At 74.5% G+C, this 15,939-nt stretch carries 20 protein-coding genes and 1 pseudogene; 6 read left to right on the forward strand and 15 right to left on the reverse strand.

The genetic code is table 11. The features are described 5' to 3' along the window. Positions 1–67: 67 nt before the first annotated feature. The 5 genes and pseudogenes from NH2_RS06840 to NH2_RS06855 all read right to left on the reverse strand — a co-directional run. A complete protein-coding gene (locus NH2_RS06840; RefSeq protein ID WP_157103639.1) occupies positions 68–394 on the reverse strand; it encodes a hypothetical protein in 327 nt (108 codons plus the stop codon). Between the two features lie 211 nt (positions 395–605). Continuing rightward, on the reverse strand, positions 606–1,319 hold the full coding sequence (locus NH2_RS06845) for an energy-coupling factor ABC transporter ATP-binding protein (RefSeq protein ID WP_067650001.1): 714 nt from the start codon (positions 1,317–1,319) through the stop codon (positions 606–608). Next, the gene (cbiQ, locus tag NH2_RS06850) at positions 1,316–2,071 is read right to left on the reverse strand and encodes a cobalt ECF transporter T component CbiQ (protein ID WP_067650004.1); all 756 of its coding nucleotides are present in this window, start codon (positions 2,069–2,071) and stop codon (positions 1,316–1,318) included. Before cbiQ ends, NH2_RS06845 begins: the two co-directional genes overlap by 4 nt. After that, positions 2,068–2,388 carry a PDGLE domain-containing protein gene (locus NH2_RS29645; RefSeq protein ID WP_439951743.1) on the reverse strand — a complete coding sequence of 107 codons (321 nt, stop codon included), beginning with the start codon at positions 2,386–2,388 and terminating at the stop codon, positions 2,068–2,070. The genes cbiQ and NH2_RS29645 overlap by 4 nt, the downstream gene beginning before the upstream one ends. Beyond that, positions 2,380–3,048 (reverse strand): annotated as a pseudogene (locus NH2_RS06855) (energy-coupling factor ABC transporter permease); the annotation flags it as partial. The pseudogene NH2_RS06855 and the gene NH2_RS29645, both read right to left, overlap by 9 nt. Before the next feature lie 112 nt (positions 3,049–3,160). On the opposite strand from NH2_RS06855, the gene NH2_RS06860 reads away from it, so the two are divergent. Further along, entirely contained in the window at positions 3,161–3,505 is a 345-nt protein-coding gene (locus NH2_RS06860; protein ID WP_084505285.1) for an ArsR/SmtB family transcription factor, read from the forward strand. A 255-nt stretch (positions 3,506–3,760) separates the two neighbouring features. Here NH2_RS06860 and NH2_RS06865 read toward each other — a convergent pair whose 3' ends face one another. Then, positions 3,761–4,546, reverse strand: a complete 786-nt coding sequence (locus NH2_RS06865; protein WP_439951738.1) for an adenylate/guanylate cyclase domain-containing protein — start codon at positions 4,544–4,546, stop codon at positions 3,761–3,763. 112 nt (positions 4,547–4,658) lie between these two features. Here NH2_RS06865 and NH2_RS06870 point away from each other — a divergent pair, with 112 nt between their 5' ends. Then, the gene (locus NH2_RS06870) at positions 4,659–5,597 is read left to right on the forward strand and encodes an SMP-30/gluconolactonase/LRE family protein (RefSeq protein WP_067650010.1); all 939 of its coding nucleotides are present in this window, start codon (positions 4,659–4,661) and stop codon (positions 5,595–5,597) included. Between the two features lie 87 nt (positions 5,598–5,684). Here the strand turns inward: NH2_RS06870 and NH2_RS06875 are convergent, their stop codons facing one another. The 5 genes from NH2_RS06875 to NH2_RS30110 form a co-directional block, all read right to left on the reverse strand. Beyond that, on the reverse strand, positions 5,685–6,224 hold the full coding sequence (locus NH2_RS06875) for an SRPBCC family protein (RefSeq protein WP_067650013.1): 540 nt from the start codon (positions 6,222–6,224) through the stop codon (positions 5,685–5,687). Then, complete coding sequence (locus NH2_RS06880; RefSeq protein ID WP_067650016.1) at positions 6,221–6,538, reverse strand: ArsR/SmtB family transcription factor; 318 nt, start codon at positions 6,536–6,538, stop codon at positions 6,221–6,223. The genes NH2_RS06875 and NH2_RS06880 overlap by 4 nt, the downstream gene beginning before the upstream one ends. Before the next feature lie 123 nt (positions 6,539–6,661). Next, entirely contained in the window at positions 6,662–6,904 is a 243-nt protein-coding gene (locus NH2_RS06885) for a hypothetical protein (protein ID WP_067650019.1), read from the reverse strand. A gap of 135 nt (positions 6,905–7,039) precedes the next feature. Further along, positions 7,040–7,468 carry an alternative ribosome rescue aminoacyl-tRNA hydrolase ArfB gene (arfB, locus tag NH2_RS06890; RefSeq protein WP_067650022.1) on the reverse strand — a complete coding sequence of 143 codons (429 nt, stop codon included), beginning with the start codon at positions 7,466–7,468 and terminating at the stop codon, positions 7,040–7,042. 67 nt (positions 7,469–7,535) lie between these two features. Further along, on the reverse strand, positions 7,536–7,670 hold the full coding sequence (locus NH2_RS30110) for a hypothetical protein (protein WP_281202014.1): 135 nt from the start codon (positions 7,668–7,670) through the stop codon (positions 7,536–7,538). A 23-nt stretch (positions 7,671–7,693) separates the two neighbouring features. Here NH2_RS30110 and NH2_RS06895 point away from each other — a divergent pair, with 23 nt between their 5' ends. Beyond that, positions 7,694–7,873, forward strand: a complete 180-nt coding sequence (locus NH2_RS06895; RefSeq protein ID WP_067650025.1) for a hypothetical protein — start codon at positions 7,694–7,696, stop codon at positions 7,871–7,873. On the opposite strand, the gene NH2_RS06900 is transcribed toward NH2_RS06895, so the two are convergent. After that, entirely contained in the window at positions 7,838–9,112 is a 1,275-nt protein-coding gene (locus tag NH2_RS06900) for a lactonase family protein (protein WP_067652406.1), read from the reverse strand. The genes NH2_RS06895 and NH2_RS06900 overlap by 36 nt on opposite strands. 78 nt (positions 9,113–9,190) lie before the next feature. Between NH2_RS06900 and NH2_RS06905 the strand changes: the two genes are divergently transcribed. Genes NH2_RS06905 through NH2_RS06915 form a run of 3 tightly spaced genes read left to right on the forward strand, consistent with a single transcriptional unit; the run spans position 9,191 to position 12,295 of the window. Next, entirely contained in the window at positions 9,191–10,093 is a 903-nt protein-coding gene (locus NH2_RS06905) for a LysR family transcriptional regulator (RefSeq protein WP_067650028.1), read from the forward strand. Positions 10,094–10,151: 58 nt separating this feature from the next. Beyond that, positions 10,152–11,207: a phosphotransferase family protein gene (locus tag NH2_RS06910; protein ID WP_067650031.1), complete on the forward strand. Its 1,056-nt coding sequence runs from the start codon at positions 10,152–10,154 to the stop codon at positions 11,205–11,207. Positions 11,208–11,254: 47 nt separating this feature from the next. Next, complete coding sequence (locus tag NH2_RS06915; RefSeq protein WP_067652408.1) at positions 11,255–12,295, forward strand: TIGR03857 family LLM class F420-dependent oxidoreductase; 1,041 nt, start codon at positions 11,255–11,257, stop codon at positions 12,293–12,295. Between the two features lie 105 nt (positions 12,296–12,400). Here the strand turns inward: NH2_RS06915 and NH2_RS06920 are convergent, their stop codons facing one another. The 3 genes from NH2_RS06920 to NH2_RS06930 form a co-directional block, all read right to left on the reverse strand. Next, positions 12,401–13,726, reverse strand: coding sequence for a pyridoxal-phosphate dependent enzyme (locus NH2_RS06920; protein ID WP_067650035.1), 1,326 nt, complete (start codon positions 13,724–13,726; stop codon positions 12,401–12,403). Beyond that, positions 13,696–15,129, reverse strand: coding sequence for an alanine racemase (locus NH2_RS06925; RefSeq protein ID WP_157103640.1), 1,434 nt, complete (start codon positions 15,127–15,129; stop codon positions 13,696–13,698). Before NH2_RS06925 ends, NH2_RS06920 begins: the two co-directional genes overlap by 31 nt. 130 nt (positions 15,130–15,259) lie before the next feature. Further along, entirely contained in the window at positions 15,260–15,805 is a 546-nt protein-coding gene (locus tag NH2_RS06930) for a hypothetical protein (protein WP_067650039.1), read from the reverse strand. Positions 15,806–15,939: the final 134 nt, after the last annotated feature.

Consider the following 15,939-nt stretch of genomic DNA (forward strand, 5'->3'; position numbering starts at 1 on the left):
GAACTGTGCAAATGTACTTACATCCGAAATCCGGCAACCTCCTGGCGACGATCGCTCGCGCTGCGGGTCAGCGGCCCCACGGCCCCTCGGTCTGCACGCAGCGCAGCCCCTGCACGTCGTCGGGGAGCCGCACCACGCCCTCCTTGCAGGTGAAAACGGTGCGTGCGGCCGGGAACTCGAGCCGGAGCGGCCGGCGCACCGAACCCGAGGGCGCGCCATCCGATGCGGTGCAGTTCTCCCGGCCGGTGGTGACCCCGGTGATGTTCTGGTCGAGTAGCCGGCAGCTGTAGGTCGGCAGGGTCAGCGGGTCGGCGGTGGCGGCGGGCGCCACCACCAGCCCGCCGCCGACCGCGGCCCCGAACACCAACGCAGCCACCCCATCGCGCCACGACATCGCCACCACCTTCCGGGACGGGAGAACCCGCCCGCACATTCGTGGTTATCGGGTACCCCGCGGGCCGGTGCGGTAAGCGGTGACCCCGCTCTCGGGCAGGTCGTGGCGCGAGGTTCGATGTCGTCCGCGGTGGGCAGCGTGGGGTCGCGTACGCCGAATGGCCGCGGATCCCGGCGCGGATCGTCGCCCGCGGCGGCCGGTGGTGGCCCGGTCAGCGCAGCCGGTGCCGGGCGAGCAGGTCGTGGTCGCCGAGGATGTCGCCGATCGGCCCGTCGGCGACGATCCGCCCGCCGTCGAGGAGTACCGCGCGCGAGCACAGCCGCTCGGCGTACGGGAGGTCGTGGGTCACCAGCAGCAGCGTGGCGGGCAGCGTCGCCAGGATCTCGGCGAGCTCGCGGCGGGCGACCGGATCGAGGTTGGCGGCGGGCTCGTCGAGGACCAGCACCTCGGGGCGGCAGGCGAGCACGGTGGCGAGCGCGGCGCGGCGGCGCTCGCCGAGTGAGAGCCGGGTGGGGGAGCGGTCGGCGCGGCCCGCCATGGCGACGGCATCGAGCGCGAAATCCACGGCGGCGGTGAGCTCGGCGCCGCGGACGCCGAAATTGTGCGGTCCGAAGGCGACGTCCTGGGCCACGGTCGGCATGAAGAGCTGGTCGTCCGGGTCCTGGAACACCACCCCGACCCGCCCGCGGATCTCCCGCACGGTCCCGCGCTCCAGCCGGGTGCCGCCGATCAGCACCTCGCCGGAGCTCGCCCTGAGCACCCCGTTGAGGTGCAGCATGAGCGTGGACTTCCCGGCGCCGTTCGGGCCGAGCACGGCGACCCGCTCGCCCGGCTGAACGGTGAGCGAGAGGCCGTCCAGCGCGCGGGTGCCGTCCGGGTAGGCGAAGGTCAGGTCGGTGAGCCGCACCGCGGGGGCGATGCTCATCGCGCGAGCCAGGCGCAGGCGCAGACAGCGGCCGCGGCCAGCACGGCGGCGGCCGCGGTGAGCCAGTGGCGGGGTGCGGCGGGCCCGGTGCCTGGCGCGGGGACGCTGCCGGTGAAGCCGCGCGAGAGCATGGCCAGGTGCACCCGCTCGCCGCGCTCGTAGGAGCGCAGGAACAGCGCCCCGGCCCCGCGCGCGGTCGCGGCGATCTGGGCGAGCGAGCGCGGGTCGTCGCCGCGCGAGATCCGGGCCAGCCGCATGCGGGCGGCCTCGTCGGCGACGACGTCGACATAGCGCAGCATGAGCACCACGATGGTGACGATCAGCCCGGGAACCCGCAGCCTGGTCAGCCCGCCGGGCAGCTCGCGCACCGCGGTCGTGGCCGCCAGCGTCAGCGAGATGCCGAGGCCGAGCGTTCCCTTCACCGCGATGCCCCAGGCCGCCCAGAGCCCGGCCGTGGAGAGCGAGAGCCCGAGCAGCACCGTCCGCGGCTCGCCCGCGGCGAAGGGCAGCAGCAGCGCGAGCACCAGGAACGGCACCTCGATGAGCAGCCGCGGCGCGATCCACCGCGGCGGAATGCGCGCCGCCGCCCAGAGCGCGAGCAGCCCGGCCGCGAAGACGGCGTACGGCCACACCGTGTCGCGCGGGGTCGCCACCACGGCCACCACCAGCAGCACCGCACCGGCGATCTTCACCTCGGCGGGCGCCCGGTGCAGCGCGGAGCCGCCGGGCAGGTAGAGCCGGTCCGCTCTCACCCCGCCCGGCTCCGGCTCGGCTTCAGCACGCGCACCAGGGCGAACAGCACGGCGAAGGTAGCCGCGACCCCGAGGATCCCGGCGATGCCGGTGAGCGCGGCGTCACCGCCGATCGTGTAGTCGGCCAGCGGGGAGTCCGCCAGCCCGTGCTCCTCCGCGCGCTGCGCGATGCACTCGCCCTCCAGCTGCTCGGCGACCACCGTGCAGCCGCGCTGGGTGGTGGCGTCCAGCCCGTCCGGCTGCGAACTGGCCAGGTACGACAGCGCCCCGGCCACCAGCACCGCCGCCGCGGCGAAGCCGAACAGGAAGGCGTTCAGCGAGACCCGCGGCGCACCGGAACTGCGCAGCAGGTACACCAGATCCGGCCTGGCCTCGGCCACCGCGACCACGGTGAGCGCGGTGATCAGCCCCTCGCCGACGCCGATCAGCGCATGCGTGATCAGCATGTACCCGGTCACCGCGCCGAGCGTGGACCCGGCGGCTCCGCCGATCGCGTACTCCAGTACGAACCCCAGTGCCGCGCAGAGCGTTCCGATCAGCGCGGCGGCGAAGGCGACCACCCCGATCCCGCCGCGCCGCGCGAAGACCGGCAGCAGCCCGCGCGCGACCAGGTACCCCGCCCCGACGCCGATCAGCGCCATATTGGTGATGTTCGTGCCCAGCGCGCTGAGCCCGCCGTCGGCGAAGAGCAGCGCCTGCACTACCAGCACGATCGCCACGCAGAGCGCGCCCACGTACGGTCCGACCAGGATGGCGGCGAGCGCGCCGCCGAGCAGGTGCCCGCTCACCCCGGGCAGGATCGGGAAGTTCACCATCTGCACCGCGAAGATGAAGGCCGCCACCAGCCCCGCCATCGGCGCGGCGCGCTCGTCCAGCTCGGCCCGCGCCCGCCAGGCCGCGACGGCGAGCCCGGCGGCGGCGAGCACCGCGAAGATCGCGGAGGTGGGGGCGTCGACGATGCCGTCGCTCATGTGCATGGCGAAGGTGCTGACGTTCACCCGCCGAGATAATACTCGGAATATCTGAACATGCAGACCGATATCGGCGCGCGGGCTGGCCCCGCCGTCCCCGGACCGGCAGAGTGGAGCCGTGCCCGCCCCCACCTCGCTCGGCTCCGAGCCCGCCGTCCCCGGCCTGGACACCACCGGGATCGCGGGCTGGGCGCAGCGCTTCGAACTGCTCGCCGACGCCAATCGGCTGCGGCTGCTGGTGTGCCTGCACCACACCCCGGACCAGAACGTCACCGAGCTCGCCGCCGCCGTCGGCATGAGCGCCACCGCCGCCTCGCACGCGCTGCGCATCCTGCGGCACCAGGGGTGGGTCACCGCGACGCGGACCGGGCGGGTGATGCGGTACCGGCTCACCGACGAGACCATCCACCGGTTGCTGCACTGGATCGGTGCCCCGCACGCGCCCGCGCCGCGTCCGGAGTGAGGGAACCGCGCCGTACCGGTTGAGAAATCGATCTCGGGGTACTGCACGAACGCGCCCGGGCCGCGGTGAAGAACGTCGATACCACGATCGTCCGGACGTGGTGCGTCGCCCGGGGGCGGGTCCAGCAGCGCGGCTTGTCTCGGGCGGCGCTCGCGCGAGCGGCGCGACCGCCGTCCGCACCCCCGCGGCCTCCGCCACGATCCGCGCGAACTCGGGGCCCATCCGCACCGACAGCGCCCGCGCCGCCGCCCCGGATCAGCCCCGTTCCACCGTCGACAGCAGGTGCACCCCGTCGAACCCCTTCAGCCTGACCTCGCGCGTCGCGGTCACCGCGATCCCGGGCAGCGCCGCGACGGCGTCCCGCACCTCCGCGCTGACCAGCACCTCGGCCCCGCCCGCCGCCCCGGCGACCCGCGCGGCCATGGCCACATTGCGGCCGAAGAGGTCGTCGCCGCGGCGCACCGAGACCCCCATGTGGATGCCGATCCGCACCCGGATCCGCTCCTCCGGCTCGGTGCCGCGGGCCAGGGCCGCCTGGATGTCGAGGCCGCAGCGCACCGCCTGCTCGGCCTCGGCGAAGGCGATCATGAAGCCGTCGCCCTGGCTCTTGATCACGTGCCCGCCGTGCGCGGCGACCTGCTTGCCGACCAGCCGCTCGTGCCTGGCCAGCAACCGCACCCAGGCGCGGTCGCCGAGCCGCTCGTTGAGCGCGGTCGAGCCCTCGATATCGGAGAAGGCGATCGCGACGTGGCCGTCCGGGGCGAGCGTGGCCAGATCCGGCCGCTCGACCTGGGCCCAGCCGGCCAGGTCCTCGATCGAGCTGAGCAGCGCGCCGCGGAAACCCCTGCGCCGCAGCAGGCTCGCCGCACCCCAGACCGTCTTCACCGCCTCGCGCGAGCCGCTCACCCACGCCTGCCTGGCATCGATCCGCCGCCGCGCCGCCGCCAGCTCCCGCCGGGTGCGGACGAGCAGGACGCCGAGCACGATCAGCCCGGCCGCCTCCGCGGCGGCGATCAGCGCGAGGACGAGTACGAGCGACACAGGCAACCACCGACGGGTCGAGGTGGGCACGGACGCCCCCGACCCTAGCGGTGTTCCGGCGATTCCCGCGCGTTCCGGGGCGGCATCGGCGCCGACGGTGTGCAATGGGGGCATGAGCAGAGCGGCGGTCCTCCTCGGTGCGTGTGTCCTCGCGGCGGTATCGGCGGTGGTCGCACCGCCGGCCGCGGCCGCCCCGGTCTGCGCGGGCGCGGGGCAGCCGACGCTGCCCGCCGCCACCGTCGCGGGCGCGCTGGAGGGGCTGACGGTCGATCCCCGTGGCCGCGCCTTCACCACCGATATCGTCACCGGCCGCGTCTACCGGATCGACGCGCCCGGCGCCGCCCCGGTCGCCGTCGGCACCGTGCCGAGCGGCGGCGGTGGCGCGCTGGCCTGGACCCCGGACGGCGGGCTGCTCGTCGGCTACGGTGCCGACGCCAGGGTGCTGGCGGGCGACGCGCTGCGCGCCGCGGGCATCGTCCGCATGGACCCCGACACCGGCGCCACCACCCCGGTCGCCAGCGGGCTGAGCGCCGCCAACGGTCTCGCGGTCGCCGCCGACGGAACCATCTACGCCACCAACGACTTCGGCAGCCTCGTCGGCCGGGTCGCCCCCGGCGGCGCCGTGCAGCCCGACTGGGCCCGCTTCCCCAGCGCCAACGGCGCCGCCCTCGACCGCGCCGGCCAGTACCTCTACGTCGGCCGCACCTTCAGCAACCCCGGGGTGAGCCGTATCCCGCTGGCGAACCCGGCTACCCCGCAGTCGCTGCTCGATCTCGGTGGCGCCGACGCGCTCGCCGCACCGGACGGGCTCACGCTCGACTCCGCGGAGCGCCCCGTGGTCCCGTTCAACAGCGCGGGCCAGGTCGTCCGCATCGACGCACCCCAGCGGTACTGCGTGCTGAGCAGCGGGAATCCGTTCACCAGCGTCGTCACCTACGGCCGCGGCGCGACCGGTTTCTCGGCGGGCCGCCTCTTCGCCGCCACCTTCACCGGCTCGATCTACGAGATCCCCGGCGGCTTCGACCCGGCCGCCACCACCGCCGCGCCCTGACCCGCTCGGGCCGATCGCCCCGGCGGTGTCGATGCCGACGGCTGCCCGCCTCGGACGGGTGCGACACCGACGGCGGGACGGCGCTGCCTACCGCGGGGTGCCGAGCCCGAGCTGCTCGGCGTAGCGCGCCCTGAGCTCGGTCCAGCCGTGGTCGAGCGCGTCCGGCCCGGTGACCGGGCCGACCGGGGTGCCCGCGAGCAGCAGCTCGACCACGTCGAGGCAGATGTGCCACCCCGCGGCCGCCATGTCCGAGCTCGCGGGGTCGGTGAGGTGGTGTGTGAGGCGCAGCCTGGTGCCGTCCGGCGTTTCGGTGAGTTCCCAGCGCAGGACATCGGTGTCCCAGGTGAATTCGAGCAGGGCGGGCGGATCGGCGGCGGTGATCTCGCCGGGCAGCGCGCGCTCCTCGGCGTCGTCGATCGCGATGAGCGTGACCGGGCCGGTGGCGGTGAGCGGGCGGTCGGCGGTGTAGGGGGACCACTGCCTGAGCTCGTCCGGGTCGGTCAGCGCCGCCCAGACCGCGGCGGGCGGCTGCGGGAAGTCGCGGGTGAAGATCAGCGCCCACCGGTCGCCGCTGCGGGTGACCTCGGCCTTCCGGATCGGGCCGGGCTCATAGGAATTCGTGGTCACGGGGGAGGGTCCTTCCGGTCGAGATGCCGGGCGAGGGCATCGAGGTGGTGGTCCCAGAGCCGCAGGTACGGGGTCAGCCAGCCCTCCAGCTGCTGGAAGGGGGCGGGGGCGAGCCGGTAGATCCGGCGCTGCCCGGCCACCTCGCAGCTGACGAAGCCGGAATCGCGCAGCACGCGCAGGTGTTTCGAGACGGCGGGCTGCGGCAGCTCCAGGTGTTCGACGAGGTCGCCGACGGTCGCCTCGCCGGTGCGCAACCGCTCCAGGATCCGGCGGCGCTGGGGTTCGGCCACCACCGCGAACGGGTCACTCGTCACCGGGTAAAGATACCTCTGTGGTTATATGTCTGGCAAGGCATATTTCGGAGCAGGAGGAGTCAATGGTCGACGATCCGGTGCGGGCTGCCGCTCACCGTCGAGGCAGGCAGCCCGCCCGAGTCGTTACTGGCTGGGCTGCGGCAGGTCGACGTCGCAGTCGGTCTTCGGGTTGGCGCCCAGGTAGTTCAGCGGGCCCGCGATGATGGTGAGCGCGATGGTGCCGGTGCTCGCGCAGTTCGTCGGGGCGCTGTCGTAGTAGTTGCGCTGCGCTCCGGCGATCACGCCGATGAGCAGCCAGACCAGCACGATCACACCGAGCAGGCTGGTATTGCGGGTCGCGGAACGACGGCGGGCGAAGGTGGGCATCTCGACTCCTGAGCTGGGATGGACTGGTTCGGCAATGCCCGTTCCGCCGTGCGGGAAACGCTGCCGCCCCGGAGATTCCGGCGCTCCGGGGACCGGGTGCCCGCGCGCCGCGCAACCCCCTTCACCACCCGCCGTTCAGTCGTCGAACGCCGCGCGACGATTCCGCTTGGTGACCCCGCGCCGCTTCTTCGCCGCGATCCGCCGCTCCTGCGACCCGCGCGAGGGTGTGGTGGCCCGGCGCACCGGGGGCGGCGCGGCAGCGGCTGCGCGCAGCAGCGCGGCCAGCCGTTCGCGCGCCGCCGCGCGATTCTGCAGCTGCGCGCGCTGCTCGGAGGCGGCGATCGTCAGGACCCCGTCGGCCAGCCGGGAGCCGAGCCGCTCGACCATCCGCGTGCGCAACCGCTCCGGCACCGATGGCGAGCGCGCGAGGTCGAACGACAGCTCCACCCGGCTGTCGGTGGTATTGACGCCCTGCCCGCCGGGCCCGGACGACCGGGAGAACCGTTCACGCAGCTCGGACGCGGGAATGACCAGTGCCCGCGTTACCGCGAGGTCCGCCGCCACGATCCGCCTCCTCTCCGCCTCGGGTACCCCCAGGAAACCGCGGCGGCGCAGGGCGCGCAAGCCGATTTCAGAGCAGGGTCTTGCGCTCGGTCGGCGCGATCGGCGCGGCCGCCGGGCGGGCCAGCGCGGCGAGCCGCTCGGCCAGCGGCGCCGAGTACTGGCCGACGCCCGTGCTGCGGCTCAGTGCGGTCGCGGGCATCATCTGCGGCGGCGGTCGCCCTGTACGTGCTCGGGCTGTCGGCGCTGTGCCTGACCTTCCTGCTGCCGACCCCGATCGTGCGGATCGGCCACGTGGTCGGCGGGGCGGGCACGGTGTGGCTGGCGCTCACCCTCCGGCGCGCGGTCCGGCACGCCGGCCCGCGGCCCCGCTCAGCGCACGACGACGTGGTGCGTCCCGTGCGGTAGCGGGATGCGCTGCACCGGGGTGAGCCCCTCGGCACCCAGCTCGTAGACCTGCAGCCCCGACCCCGGCCGGTCGGGGCTGTACCCCTGGAACACCGTCGCCAGGAAGTACCGGCCGTCCGGGTCGAAGGCGCCACCCTCGGGCAGCACCCCGTCGAGCGGGTATTCGCCCACGCGAGTGAGGGTTTCGCCGTCCAGGCGGAGCAGCGTGACCGAGGAGCGGTCGTCGTGGCCGGGCGTGCCCGGCGGCAGGGCGGAGCCGCGCATGTTCACCGTGGCGACGTGGCGGCCGTCCGGGCTGACGGCGAGCCCCTCGGCGGACTCGCCGGAATCGACGGTGGCCACGACCGTGTGCGCGCCGGTGTCGTCGAGGCGGATCAGGCTGATGGTGGAGGCGCGATCGGGGAGGCGCTCGGCCAAGCTGGGCGCGGTCAGGTTCCGGCCCCAGTTCGAGGTCAGGTAGTGGCGGCCGTCGGGGGTGAAGCGGCCGACGAAGGGGTCGGGGCCGGTCGGCACCGGCGCGCCCCACGGCCGCACGGTGGGGCCGTCCACGGTCAGGAAGGCGACGCGGTCCTGGGTGTCGACGTTCACCGCGAGCGCCCTGCCGTCGGGGTGCCACTGGACATTGGTGGCGGTGACCCCGCCGCGCGGGCCCGGCCCGGCGCCGGTGACGCCGAGCGCGGCCAGGTCGAAGCGGAGCGGGTCGCCGAAGGCGGTGCCCGCCCAGGGCAGCAGCCACAGCTCGGCGGCTGCTGCGTTGGCGACCACCGCCAGCCACTCCCCGTCCGGGGAGACCGCGAGCGCCTCCGGCGACGGCACCCGGACGGTGTCGACGACCTCCGGTGCTCCGGAATCCGGCAGCCGCACCGCGGTGACGAGCGCACCGGCGGGCAACTCGGCGGCCCGGGTGACCCCCGGCGCGGGCCTGCCCAGCCGCTCGGCGACGAAGGCGACCGAGCCGTCCGGGGTGAGATCGACGACCTCGGGTGGCGCGGTCACCGAATTGGAGACCGCCACCTCCCCGGTCGCGGTGACCTGGCCGTCCCGGAGCGCCGAGGTGACGAGCAGGTCCTGGTTGCCGGGGGGAGCGAGGATGCCGTCACCGTAGGTGCTGGCGAGGTGGTCGCCGTCGGCGATGGTGACGATGCGGTCGATGGTCGGCCCGGCAGGCGCGTCGTCGGCCGCGCAGGCCGTGACGAGGGCGGCCGCCGAGCAGGCCGCGAAGAGTCTGAATCCGATCACCTGTTCAGTGTCGAGCGCCCGGTGATCGGCAATCAATCGGAAGTTCGGACTCCGTGATAAGGAACTACGATCACGGGGGTGGACCTGCGATCGATCGAGTGCTTCCTGCGCGTCGCGGAGACCCTGCACTTCGCCAGGGCCGCCGAGGACCTGCACCTCAGTCAGCCGGCGCTGAGCCAGCGTATCCGCACGCTGGAGCGCGAGGTCGGGGTGGCGCTGCTGGAGCGCAATCGCCGCGGCGTCCGGCTCACCGCCGCGGGCGTCGCCTTCCGCGACCCGGCCGCGGCCGCGCTGGCCAGGGGCGAACAGGCCGCCGATGCCGCCCGCGGGGCCGCGCGCGGACTGCGGGGCAGGCTGCGGCTCGGCTTCACTGTCATCGCCTCCTACACCGCGCTGCCGCACGCGGTGCAGCGCTTCCGCGGCGCCTGCCCGCAGGTCGCCGTCGACCTGACCGAGGTCAACTCGCCCGCCCTGGAGGAGGCGCTCGACCGCGGCACGATCGACCTCGGCGTGCTGCACCCGCCGCTGGAGCGCCCGCACCTGCGCAGCACCGAGCTGCCCGGCGAGCAGCTCGTCCTCGCCGTCCCGGCCGGGCACCGCCTCGCCGGGCAGCCCGATATCGGCTTCGCCGACCTGCGCGGCGAACCCCTGCTCGCCGCGCCGAGGCATATCGGCCCCGCCCTCTTCGACGCGCTCGTTTCCCGCCTCCGCGCGGCGGGCGCCGAGCCGCGCATCGTGCAGGAGGCGACTCCGATGACCACGCTGGCCGGGCTGGTCGCGGCAGGCGCCGGGGTCGGCTTCGTGACCAGCGGGATCGCCCGCGCCACCCGCCCCGGCGTGGTCTTCCGCCCGGTGCCAGGCGCGCCCGCGGTCCCGCTGGCGGCGGCGTGGGCGACCCCGGAGCCGTCCCCGGCCGCGGCGCGGTTCCTGGAGGTCCTCGCGGCCACGGAAAGTAAAGTGGACACCTGTCTGGACGACTGACTACGACTTGGGTAGCGTGATCGGATCACCGATCCCGAAAGCAAGGACGCCGGTCTCGATGCCGAACCACTCGATCCCGTCCGGTCCGCGGGACATCACCGCGCACTGGCTCACCGACGTGCTCGGCGTGGCCGTCGACGCCGTCCGCGTCGAGCCCATCGGCACCGGCCAGACCGGCGCCACCTACCGCGTGACGCCCACCGCCCCGCCGGAATCCGGGCTCCCGCCCACCCTGGTCGCCAAGCTCCCCGCCCGGGACCCGGCGATCCGCGAGCGCTGCGCACTCGGCTACCGCTCCGAGTGCGCCTTCTACGACGAGGTCGCCGCCTCGGTCGCGGTGCCGCTCCCGGCCGTCTACCACTGCGACATCACCGAGAGCGCCACCGATTTCGTGCTGCTCCTGGAGGACCTCGCCCCGGCGGCCCAGGGCGACCAGCTCGCCGGCTGCCCCCCGGAGCAGGCGGAGCCCGCGGTCACCGCGCTCGCCGGGCTGCACGGCCCGCGCTGGTGCGACCCGGCCTGGCTGACCTTCACCGGTACCGCCATGCCGAAACCGGACGCGAACCTGGCCGCCGGGCTCGCCGCGATCACCCGCACCGCCCTCGACATCACCCTGGACAAGCTCGGCGACCGCCTCGCCGACCGCGCCACCCTCGCCCTGGTCGCCGAGCTGACCGAGCCCTGGCTGCTCTACGCCCCCGACCGCTTCGCGGTGCTGCACGGCGACTTCCGCGTCGACAACCTGCTCTTCCACCCCGGCGGGACCCGGGTCACCGTGGTCGACTGGCAGACGGTGAGCGTCGGGCTGCCCGCCCGCGACCTCGCCTACTTCCTCGGCACCAGCCTGCTGCCTCCGGTGCGCGCCGCACGGGAGCGCGAGCTCGTCGCCCACTACCACCGCGAGCTCACCGGGTACGGCGTTACCGGCTACACCGCCGAAACCTGCTGGCAGGACTACCGCGTCGGCATGCTGCAGATCCCGGTGCTGACCGCGCTCGGCTTCGCCTTCGCCGCCGCCACCGACCGCGGCGACGACATGATCGCGACCATGCTCGACCGCGGCTGCCGCGCCATCCGCGAACTCGGCACCCTCGACCTGATCGCCGCCGCGTGAGCCCGCCGCGCAGCGCCCGCGAGGTGGTGGCGTCGGGTAACCCGGGCGTGCGCAGAACGCTCGACGATCTCGGCTACTACCTGCTCGCGGGCGCGGGCGACCCGCGCACCCTGGTCGAGGAGGCCAGGCAGGGCGAGGCGCTCGGCCTCGGCACCGCCTTCATCTCCGAGCGGTGGAACGTCAAGGAGGCGTCCTCGCTGGTCGGCGCGGCCTGCGCGGTGACCGAGCGGATGCGGATCGCGACCGCAGCCACCAACCACAACACCAGGCACCCGCTGATCACCGGGGCATGGGCGACGACCATGCACCGGCTCTCCGGCGGGCGGTTCACCCTCGGCATCGGGCGCGGAATCGCCGCTGTCCACACCGCCTTCGGCGTCCCGGCGGTCACGACCGCGCAGCTGGAGGACTTCGCCGGGGTGATGCGGCGGCTGTGGCGGGGCGAGGTGATCGTGAACCACACCGGCCCGATCGGGGAATACCCGGTGCTGGTGCTCGACCCGGAGTTCCGCGAGGACATTCGGCTGGCCCTGGTCGCCTTCGGCCCGCGGACCCTCGCACTGGGCGGGCGCGCCTTCGACGACGTGGTCCTGCACACCTTCTTCACCCCGGAGACCGTGCGCCGCAGCGTGCGCATCGTGGAGGAGGCCGCCGAGCGGGCCGGGCGCGACCCCGGCGAGGTGCGGGTGTGGTCGTGCTTCGCGACCGTCGGCGACCACCTTCCCGAAGAGCTGCGGCTGCGCAAGACCGTGGCCAGGCTCGCGACCTACCTGCAGGGCTACGGCGACCTCCTGGTGCGCACCAACGACTGGGATCCCGCTGTGCTGGAGCGCTTCCGGCGGGACCCCGTCGTCACCTCGGTGCCGGGCGGCATCGACCACAGGGCCACCCCGGACCAGATCGAGCACATCGCCGGGCTGCTGCCGGACGAGTGGCTCGAGCCCGCCGCCACCGGCAGCCCCGCGCAGTGCGCCGCCCGCATCCGGCAGGAGTTCGACCACGGCGCCGATCGCGTCATCCTGCACGGCGCCACCCCCGCCGAGCTCGAACCCATCCTGGCCGCGTACCGGCCCGGAACCGAGCGCTGAGGACGTGACCGAGATCGCCGCCGGCGCGATGGCTCCGACCGGCACCTCGATCGGCGCGCTCGGCCCACCTGTCCCGGAACCGGTTCGGCGGGACCGGGGGACCGCTCAACGCCGGCGCTCCAGCGGCAGCCCCGCATCGCGCCAGGCGGCGATACCGCCCGCCAGGCTGTGCGCGTCGTACCCGGCCCGCCGGGTCAGCGCGGCGAAGTGCCGGGAGATCCGCCCGACCGGGCACACGAAGATCAGCGGGCGCGAGCGGCAGAACGGCAGCTGATCGGGGTGCAGGTCGCCGAGCAGGTCGTCGCGCAGATTGATCGAGCCGGGGATGTGCGCGACCCGGTAGGCCATGGCGCCGCGGGTGTCGACGATGGTGATCCGGGTGCCGCGGTCGAGTTCGTCCAGCTCGGCGGGGGTGAGCCGGGGGACCGCGGCGAGCTCGGCGGGGTGCGGCGGCGCCGGGCGGGCGGGGTCGTCGAAGAGCTCGGGGCGGCGGGCCCGCAGGTAGGACAGGTAGGGCTCGAGCCGGTCGCAGACGATGAGCACGGCGACCAGATCCGGGTCACCGGGCCGCAATTCCGCTGCGGCCGGGCGCAATACGTCCAGGGCGGCGGCGTAGGCGGCGCCGGAGGTCGGCCCGGCGAGCACGCCGTAGCGGTGCGCGAGCAGCAGCGTGGCGCTCACCGCGTGCTCGGCGGCGACCGCGACGATCCGGTGGTAGAAATCCGGCTGGAAGAGCCCGACGTCCCACATCTCGGTCTCCGAGCGGATACCCGGGATGAAGTCGTCGCGCGCGGCGACCACGCCGACGGTGCGCAGCGCCGGGTTGTGCTCGGCGAGCGCGGTGGCGGTGCCGCGGGTGGAGCCGGTGGTGCCGAGCCCGCCGATCACGTAGTCCACCCGGTCGATCCCGCTCCCGGCGAGCGCGTCGCGGATCTCCCGGCCGGTGCCGCGGTAGTGCGCCTCGACATTGCGCTCGTTGGTGTATTGCGAGGGGTGGTACCACTTCCCCGGTTCCCTGGCCAGGGTGGCGGCGATGACGGCGGAGACGTCGTCGGGGGCGGTGGGGTCGGGGCACTCGGAGAGCCCGGGCAGCTCCACGATCTCGGTGCCGAGCAGCCGCAGCGTATCGCGCACCTCCTCGACCTTGATCCGATTGGTCACCGCGCGCAGCCCGATCCCGTGTCTCGCGCCGAGCACGCGCAGCGCCTTGGCGGTATTGCCGCTGGACGCCTCCAGGAAGCCGCGGCCGCGCAGCGACGGCAGATCGTCGCGGATCATGCCCCAGGCGGCGCGGTCCTTCACCGAGCCGAAGGGGTTGTGCGACTCCAGCTTCGCGAAGAGCCGCACCCGCTCGATGCCGTGCACGGCCGGGTCGAGGCGGAGCAGCGGGGTGTCGCCGATCAGTTCGGTGATGTCGTCGTAGGCGCGCACGGGCCCTCCTCGGTGGGGCGGTAGCCGGCGTCGGGGCCGGTGCTGAAGGTGGACCGCTCCCGGGTGACGGCGAGCCGGGGCGGCGCCGGGTGCATGGCCGCGGTGGCCGCGGAGAGGTCGGAGTGGTAGCCGGCGGTATTCGGGAAGACCAACAGGTCGCCGGGGCGGGGGCGGCAGGGGAGGCGGATCGCGCGGGTGCTGACCATGTCGCGCTCCAGGCAGAGGTGTCCGGCGAGGAATGCGCCGAGCGGTGCGGGGGCGGCCGGTTCCGCGGGGAGGAGGAGCGGGTCGACCAGGGTCTCCTGGTCGGCCGGGGTCACCTGGTCGCGGCTGAGGTCGAGGTTGACCAGGACCGTCCCGTCCGGCAGGTCCCTGGTGAACTCCACCGCCGCGACGGTGATCCCGGCGTGGTCGGCCAGTGCCTTGCCCGGCTCGAGCCAGAGTTGCAGCAGGTTGTCGGTGAGGACGGCGGCCAGCGAGCGGTGGTGGCCGGGGATCTCGGCATCCAGCAGCGCGGCGAGCTCCTCGGCGGCGGGGACGGTATTGGCGTACTTGTGGAAGACCGGTGTGCCGTGCGTCGCGGTGTCGCCGATCCGGTAGCCGAAGGTGGCGCCGGACCAGGCGAGGCCCGGTTGCCGGTCGAGCAGGGATTCGCGCAGCGCGCGGGTGTAGGTGTCGTAGGCGCCGGGGTCGGCGGTGAAGACCTGGCGGAGGCCGCCGCCGATATCGAGGACGTCGGGGGCGAGGCCGCCTGCCCAGGCGCTCTCCAGCAGGGCCAGGCAGCCGGCGACGGCGCGCAGGCGGTCGCGGTGCGCACCGGTGTCGAGGTGGAACGAGAGGCCGCGCAGCTCCACGCTGTCGCGGCAGGCCGCCAGCACCGGCCAGAGCCGTTCCACCTCCTCCGGCGGCATGCCGAAGCGGCTCGCGGCGGTGCCGGGAAATCCGCTGACCCGCAGCAGGATCGGGGTGGGCCGCTCGGCGAGGGCGATGATCCGGTCGAGTTCCCACCGGTTGTCGACATTGACCGTGACCCCTGCCGCGAGCAGCCGCTTCAGGAAGCGCTCACCCTTGGGGCCGGTGGCCTCGACGCGCGCCGCCGGGAAACCCGCGCGCAGCGCGCTGTCCAGCTCCCCGGCCGACGCGACATCGATGTCGAGGCCGAGGCGTCGGGCCTCGCGCACGAAGGCCTGCGATCGGTTGACCTTGTGTGCGTAGCAGAGCCGGTGGTCGATACCGCGCGCCGTGAGCACATCGCGCAGGTTCCCGGCATTGCGGGCGAAGACCTGGGGGAACACCAGGTGCAGGGGAGTGCCGTGGTGCTCCGCGACCGCCGGGAGGGCGATCTCGAGGAACTGGCGCACCAGCGGGTCGAGGAGGGCGGGGACCGCGGGCGGGGTCACCATCGCGGCTCGGGACGGGCGGGGCACATGGGCGTCTACCTCGGTTCGGGCGAGACCCGGGCGCAGATCGGCGCCGGGTCGGGGCGGCGCACACCGCCGTGCCGGTGCGCGGGCGCTCAGCGGTCCGCCGACCTCAGCGAACCGCGAGCTCTCTCGGCCACTCCGCGGCCACCGGCGGCCCACGCCGGGAGAGCGCGTGCCGCAACCACACCCCGCGCAGCGGCACCGGACCCGGGCACTCGACCGGCGCCACCCCCGGCGGCACGCGCACCGTGAACCGCACGGGCAGGACCACCCGGGTGTACAGCGCGCGCACCAGCGCGAACAGCGCCCGCTCCCCGCGCAGCAGCCAGAGCCCGCAGAGCAGCGCGGCCAGCCCGTGCGCGGCGAGCATCCCCGCTCCGCCCCCGTGCGCACCGTGCTCGACCCCGAACCACAGATGCAGCACGACCTGCCCGGCGGCCAGCCCGCCGGCGACGGCGACCGGCCCCCGCTCCCGCCCGGCCGCCACCCAGGCCACCGCCCCCACCGCGAGCAGCGCCGAAACCAGCGTCGGCACCGGCACCGCGGCACCGGTGGCGTCGGCGTGCCCGGCCGCGGAGAGCGCCACGCAGAGCAGGGCGAAGAACGCCGACCGGCACAGCCGTAGGGCGGGGAGCGCTCCCGCGCCGGACGTCATCGCCGCATCCACCCCCTGCCGTACGGTCTTCGCACCGTGCCGGTCAGCGTAGGCCGGTGCCCGGGCGGCACCGCGCCGGGGTCGGGTGCAATGCTGTTGCGGGTGAACCGGTCCGGGCGGAGCTGCCCCGCCGG

The sequence above is a fragment of the Nocardia harenae NBRC 108248 genome, from assembly GCF_001612885.1.
GTDB lineage: Bacteria > Actinomycetota > Actinomycetes > Mycobacteriales > Mycobacteriaceae > Nocardia > Nocardia harenae.

Bases quoted from the DNA above. Each gene is read 5' to 3' on its own strand.
- NH2_RS06925 (WP_157103640.1), bottom strand. From the start codon at position 15,129: ATGGTGACCCCGCCCGCGGTCCCCGCCCTCCTCGACCCGCTGGTGCGC.
- NH2_RS06930 (WP_067650039.1), bottom strand. From the start codon at position 15,805: ATGACGTCCGGCGCGGGAGCGCTCCCCGCCCTACGGCTGTGCCGGTCG.
- NH2_RS06840 (WP_157103639.1), bottom strand. From the start codon at position 394: ATGTCGTGGCGCGATGGGGTGGCTGCGTTGGTGTTCGGGGCCGCGGTC.
- NH2_RS06845 (WP_067650001.1), bottom strand. From the start codon at position 1,319: ATGAGCATCGCCCCCGCGGTGCGGCTCACCGACCTGACCTTCGCCTAC.
- NH2_RS06885 (WP_067650019.1), bottom strand. From the start codon at position 6,904: ATGCCCACCTTCGCCCGCCGTCGTTCCGCGACCCGCAATACCAGCCTG.
- NH2_RS06870 (WP_067650010.1), top strand. From the start codon at position 4,659: ATGAGCAGAGCGGCGGTCCTCCTCGGTGCGTGTGTCCTCGCGGCGGTA.
- NH2_RS06910 (WP_067650031.1), top strand. From the start codon at position 10,152: ATGCCGAACCACTCGATCCCGTCCGGTCCGCGGGACATCACCGCGCAC.
- NH2_RS30110 (WP_281202014.1), bottom strand. From the start codon at position 7,670: ATGATGCCCGCGACCGCACTGAGCCGCAGCACGGGCGTCGGCCAGTAC.